The organism is Haematobacter genomosp. 1 (assembly GCF_002196855.1).
Classification (GTDB): domain Bacteria; phylum Pseudomonadota; class Alphaproteobacteria; order Rhodobacterales; family Rhodobacteraceae; genus Haematobacter.
Genome location: NZ_NIPW01000037.1, coordinates 1 through 5,243 on the forward strand (window position 1 = coordinate 1; position 5,243 = coordinate 5,243).

Annotated in this window: 5 protein-coding genes and 1 pseudogene; 5 read left to right on the forward strand and 1 reads right to left on the reverse strand. The window is 68.0% G+C overall.

Annotated elements, in window-relative coordinates:
• The 5 genes from CDV49_RS16665 to CDV49_RS16685 all read left to right on the forward strand — a co-directional run.
• Nucleotides 1-888: aminotransferase class I/II-fold pyridoxal phosphate-dependent enzyme (locus CDV49_RS16665; protein ID WP_143413191.1), on the forward strand; the 888-nt coding region annotated here is incomplete at its 5' end.
• Nucleotides 888-1,802 carry an adenosylcobinamide-phosphate synthase CbiB gene (gene cbiB / locus CDV49_RS16670; RefSeq protein ID WP_088216536.1) on the forward strand — a complete coding sequence of 305 codons (915 nt, stop codon included), beginning with the start codon at nt 888-890 and terminating at the stop codon, nt 1,800-1,802. The genes CDV49_RS16665 and cbiB, both read left to right, overlap by 1 nt.
• Before the next feature lie 372 nt (nt 1,803-2,174).
• The gene (locus CDV49_RS16675; RefSeq protein ID WP_088216537.1) at nt 2,175-3,356 is read left to right on the forward strand and encodes a lytic murein transglycosylase; all 1,182 of its coding nucleotides are present in this window, start codon (nt 2,175-2,177) and stop codon (nt 3,354-3,356) included.
• A gap of 3 nt (nt 3,357-3,359) precedes the next feature.
• Nucleotides 3,360-3,905, forward strand: a complete 546-nt coding sequence (locus tag CDV49_RS16680; protein WP_088216538.1) for a hypothetical protein — start codon at nt 3,360-3,362, stop codon at nt 3,903-3,905.
• A 63-nt stretch (nt 3,906-3,968) separates the two neighbouring features.
• Nucleotides 3,969-4,148, forward strand: a complete 180-nt coding sequence (locus CDV49_RS16685; protein ID WP_088216540.1) for a hypothetical protein — start codon at nt 3,969-3,971, stop codon at nt 4,146-4,148.
• 193 nt (nt 4,149-4,341) lie between these two features.
• On the opposite strand, the pseudogene CDV49_RS16690 reads toward CDV49_RS16685, so the two are convergent.
• Nucleotides 4,342-5,243: pseudogene (locus CDV49_RS16690) on the reverse strand (chromosome segregation protein SMC); the annotation flags it as partial.

Genomic DNA, 5,243 nt, shown 5'->3' on the forward strand with positions numbered 1-5,243 from the left:
CATGGCGGCGCGGCGGCGGAGTGGCTCGACCTGTCCACCGGCATCAACCCGGAGGCCTATCCGCTTCCCGTGCTCCCCTCCGAAATCTGGGCCCGCCTGCCCGACCGGGATGCCGCAGCGGCGCTGGAAGCGGCGGCGCGGACCTTCTGGCACGTGCCGCGGGCAGCGGCGGTGCTGGCGGCGCCGGGAGCCTCCGCGCTGATCGCGCGCCTCCCGCGGCTGCTGCCACCGGGCCGGGTGGAGATACCGGGGCCGACCTACAATGAACATGCCGCCTCCTTTCGGGCGGCGGGCTGGGAGGAGGGACCGGGCGGCGCGCGGGTGCTGGTGCACCCCAACAATCCCGACGGCAGGCTTCATTCCGCGACGGCGGCGGGGGCGGGATCGGGAGCGCTCACCGTGATTGATGAGAGTTTCTGCGACGTGCTGCCCGAGGCGAGCCTCATTGCCCTCTCCGCCCGGCCCGGCACGCTGGTGCTGAAAAGCTTCGGCAAGTTCTGGGGGCTGGCGGGGGTGCGGCTGGGCTTTGCCATCGGCGATCCCGTGCTGATCGCCGGTCTGGGCGAAGCGCTCGGCCCCTGGCCCGTTTCCGGCCCCGCGCTGGCGATCGGGCGCGCGGCGCTGTCCGACGAGGGCTGGGCCGCGCGGACACGCGCGCGGCTTGGCCATGATGCGGCGCGGCTGGACGGCATCCTGACGGCGCGCGGCGCGCGCGTGGCCGGCGGAACGCCGCTGTTCCGGCTCTATGAGGTCGAGGACGCGCGGGCGTGGCAGGAACGTCTGGCCCGCGCCCGCATCTGGAGCCGCATCTTCCCCTACAACGACCGCTGGCTCCGCCTTGGTCTGCCGCCGGGCGATGGCTGGGCGCGGCTGGAGGGGCCGTGGTGATGCAGCCGCTTGCCCTCGCTGCGGCTCTGGCTTTGGACGCGGTGTTCGGCGAGCCGGAACGGCTCTGGTCCCGGGTGCCGCATCCCGCGGTCCTCATGGGCCGCATGATCGACGGAATGGATCGCCGCTTCAACCGGGGAGCGGGGAGACGGGCGAAAGGGGCGGTGGGGATCGGCCTGCTCGTCCTCCTTGCCCTGCTGGCGGGGCGGCTGGTTGCGGCGCTGCCGGGCGGCGGGCTTCTGGAGGTGCTGGCCGCCGCGGTTTTGCTGGCCCAGCGAAGCCTCGCCGATCATGTCGCGGCCGTGGCGACTGGTCTCCGCGCGAGCCTCGCCGAAGGGCGAAGGGCAGTGGCGCGGATCGTCGGGCGGGATACGGCGGCGATGGATGCGCCCGCCGTCGCCCGCGCGGCGATAGAAAGCGCGGCGGAGAATCTTTCGGACGGCGTCGTCGCCCCGGCCTTCTGGTTCCTTGTCGGAGGGTTGCCGGGCATTCTCGTTTACAAGCTCGTCAACACCGCCGACAGCATGATCGGCCACCGCACCCCCCGGCACGAGGACTTCGGCTGGGCAGCGGCGCGGCTGGACGATCTTCTGAACCTCGTCCCCGCGCGGCTGACGGCGCTGCTGATCGCTCTCGCCCACGGGCGGCCCGATACGCGGCGGGTCATCCTGCGGGATGCGCCGCTGCATCGCTCGCCGAATGCAGGCTGGCCGGAGGCGGCGATGGCGGCTGTGCTCGGGATCGCGCTTTCCGGCCCGCGGAGCTATCACGGCGAGCGGCGGGACTTTCCCTATGTCAACGCGGAGGGGCGGCATGACATCGGCGCGGCGGAGATCGACGCGGCGGTGGCCGCGCTCTGGCGGACATGGGCGCTGATGCTGGCGCTGGTGCTTCTGGTCTGGCTCATCAGCTAACAGGTTGCTGAAAAAGGCTTTTGGGGCTGTATTGGAGCGGGAATCATCCGCAATCCGACGAACTTCAGCCAGAAATCCAGACATTTCGGATCATACGGGGGGCGATTTCCAGAGGATTGGCCGGCTGCTGAAAAAGGCTCATAGGCTTGTGTTGAAGCGGAAATCGTTCGCAATCTGACGAAATCCAGCCAGAAATCTATATACTTCCGGGCGTTTTCCGGGCCGATTTTCAGATTTCCGGCACATAGGCATGACGCTTCAGAACTTTTTCAGAAGCCTGTTAGATATGAGACATGTGAACTCTCCCAGCAGCCTGCCAGGGGCCTTGCCCGGATACCGCCCCGCCCTAGCTTCGCGAAAGGAGGAAGCCCCATGCGCACCACCCTGTTCCCTGCCCTGCTGGGCCTTGTCGCCCTCGCGGGCACCGCATCCGCCCAAAGCGTGCCCTGCGGCGGCGACTTCGGACGCTTCATCGCCGGGCTGAAACAGGAAGCGGTCGCGAACGGCCATTCCGCACAGGCCGCCGACCGCTTCTTCGCCAACGTGCGCCGCGACCCGAAAGTGATCGCCGCCGACAATTCGCAAGGTGTCTTCCGCAAGACATTCACCGATTTCTCCCGCGCGCTCATCAGCGGGAACCGGATGGCCAACGGCGTGGCCAACGGCAAGAAATACGCCGGGCTACTCAAGGAGGCGGAGCGGCGCTACGGCGTGCCTCCGGGGGTGATCCTTGCCTTCTGGGGGTTCGAGACCGACTACGGCGCAGTGCAGGGCAACTTCAACACGGCGAATGCGCTCGTCACCCTCGCGCATGACTGCCGCCGTCCCGACCTGTTCCGCCCGCAGGTATTCGCCGCGCTCTCGCTCTACGAAAAAGGGGAATTCGACCCGGCCACCACCACTGGCGCCTGGGCGGGGGAGATCGGGATGATCCAGATGCTGCCCAAGGATATCCTCGAACGCGGGGTGGACGGCGATGGCGACGGGCGGGTCACGATGAAAACCTCCATCCCCGACGCGATCATGTCGGGCGGGCGAATGCTTGCCGATCACGGCTGGCGGCGGGGGGAGCCGTGGCTTCAGGAAGTCACGGTTCCCGACCAGATGGACTGGAGCCTGAGCGGGCTGGACACGCCACGCCCCGCTGCGGACTGGCTGCGCATGGGGGTGAAGCCGCGCGGCGGCAAGATCGCCACCAACCTGAACGCGGCCCTGCTGCTGCCGCAGGGGCGCAAGGGCCCGGCCTTCCTCGCCTATCCCAACTATTACGTGTTCTTCGACTGGAACAAGAGCTTCGTCTATGTGACGACTGCCGCCTATTTCGCCACCCGCCTCTCGGGCGCACCGGCCTTCGATCCCGGCAACCCGGACCCGCCGCTCACCGATGTGCAGATGACCCTGCTTCAGAAAAAGCTCACCGCGCGTGGCCATAATGTGGGCGCGATAGACGGCGTCCTGGGCGCCATGACCCGCAGCGCCGTGCAGAAGGAGCAGGCGCGCCTCGGCCTGCCCGCAGACGCATGGCCCACCCGAACCCTTCTGGACAGGCTCTGACCCATGCCGCAAGCGACCGCTGAAACACTCGCCGATGCCCTGCCCCATGTCCTTGCCGCGCCAAAGGACGATGCGCCGATCCAGACGCTCTGCTTCCGCAAGGGCTTCGGCAAGCGCGACTTCCGCGACAGCCTGACACTCACCGTCGCGGAGGGCATCCCCGGCGAGCGCTGGATGAAGCACCCATGGATGAAGCTGGCGGATGGCAGCCCCGACCCGCGCATACAGATATCCATTCTCGGCGCCCGCGTGGTGGAGGCGGTGATGACGGAGCCGGAGATGCTCCACCCGGGAGACACCATCGTCGCGGATATGGATTTCTCGGAGGAGAACCTGCCCGTCGGCACGCGGCTTCGGATCGGCACGGCCGTCGTGGAAGTGTCCGACCTGTGGAACGACGCCTGCGTGAAGTGGAAAAAACGCTATGGCAAACCGGCCTTCGACTGGGTCCGCGCGCCCGGCCACCCGGAGCTGAGGCTCCGCGGCGTGCTCTGCCGGATCGTGGAGGACGGGGAGGTGACCCTCGCGGATCGTATCCGCAAGATATGACGCCAGCGCCGGAACCCGGCCCGGTCATGAACGTTCCACTGCGTTGAAATGGAGGAGGAAATCATGACCAGAACTTATCTCGTCGCAGCCCTGCTCTGCGTTTCTGTCCTCGCCGCTTGCGGCAATACGCGCGGACAGCGGGTCGCCACCGGCGCGATCGGCGGCGCGGCGGCGGGGCAGGTGATTGCCGACGAACCCATCGCGGGGGCCGCAGTCGGCGGGCTTATCGGCGCGGTCCGCTAAGGCCCTCGCCTGAGTTAACAGGCTGTTGAAAAGTCCTGAAGTGTCATGCCGATGTGCCAGACATCGGAAAATCCGCCCGGAAACATCCGGAAGTATATGGATTTCCGGCTGGATTTCGTCAGATGCCGGATTTCGTCAGATGGAGAGCGATTTCCGCTCCAACACAGGCCAAAAGGCCTTTTTCAGCAGCCTGCTAGGCCACCAGCGCCTCCGCCCGTGTCAGATCGACGGAGACGAGCTGGCTCACCCCCTGCTCCTGCATGGTGACGCCGAACAGCCGGTCCATCCGGGCCATCGTCACCGCGTGATGCGTGATGACGAGAAAGCGGGTACCGGTGCGGCGCGTCATCTCGTCCAGCAGATCGCAGAACCGGCCGACATTGGCATCGTCCAGCGGAGCGTCCACTTCATCGAGCACGCAAATCGGCGCGGGATTGGCGAGGAACACCGCAAAGATCAGCGCCATCGCCGTCAACGTCTGTTCCCCACCTGACAGCAGAGACAGGACGGAGAGCTTCTTGCCCGGCGGCTGGCACATGATCTCCAGCCCGGCCTCCAGCGGATCGTCCGACTCCACCATCACCAGATCCGCCTCTCCCCCACCGAAAAGATGCGTGAAAAGCTGACGGAAGTTGCGGTTGACCTGATCGAATGCCGCCAGCAGCCTTTCGCGCCCCTCCCGGTTCAGCGCGGCGATCCCCGCACGGAGCTTGGTGACGGCGGCATCCAGATCGGCCCGCTCCACGGCCAGCGTCCCCTGCTCCTCGGCCAGCGCGCGGGCATCCTCCTCCGCTCGCAGGTTCACAGCGCCCAAGGCCTCCCGCGCGCGGCGGAGGCGGTGGATCTCCTCCTCCGTCTCGCCCGCGGTCGCCGTGACCTCGCCCAGACTAGCAGCCAGCGCGGCAGGCTCCGTCTCCGCCTCCTCCCGGATGCGGTCGGCAGCCTCCCGGCAGGCAAGCGCGGCGGCATCGGCGCGGGCGACGGCAGCCGCCCGCTCCTCCCGGCTGTCGGAGGCCAGACGCTCCGCTGCCCGCTCCGCCGCCTCCGCCTCCGCCAGCGCGCGTTCCGCCGACTGCAACGCGGGGCGCGCGCGGG

Excerpts from the sequence above, each read along its gene's own strand:
- cbiB (WP_088216536.1), top strand. The coding sequence starts at position 888 with ATGCAGCCGCTTGCCCTCGCTGCGGCTCTGGCTTTGGACGCGGTGTTC.
- CDV49_RS16675 (WP_088216537.1), top strand. The coding sequence starts at position 2,175 with ATGCGCACCACCCTGTTCCCTGCCCTGCTGGGCCTTGTCGCCCTCGCG.
- CDV49_RS16680 (WP_088216538.1), top strand. The coding sequence starts at position 3,360 with ATGCCGCAAGCGACCGCTGAAACACTCGCCGATGCCCTGCCCCATGTC.
- CDV49_RS16685 (WP_088216540.1), top strand. The coding sequence starts at position 3,969 with ATGACCAGAACTTATCTCGTCGCAGCCCTGCTCTGCGTTTCTGTCCTC.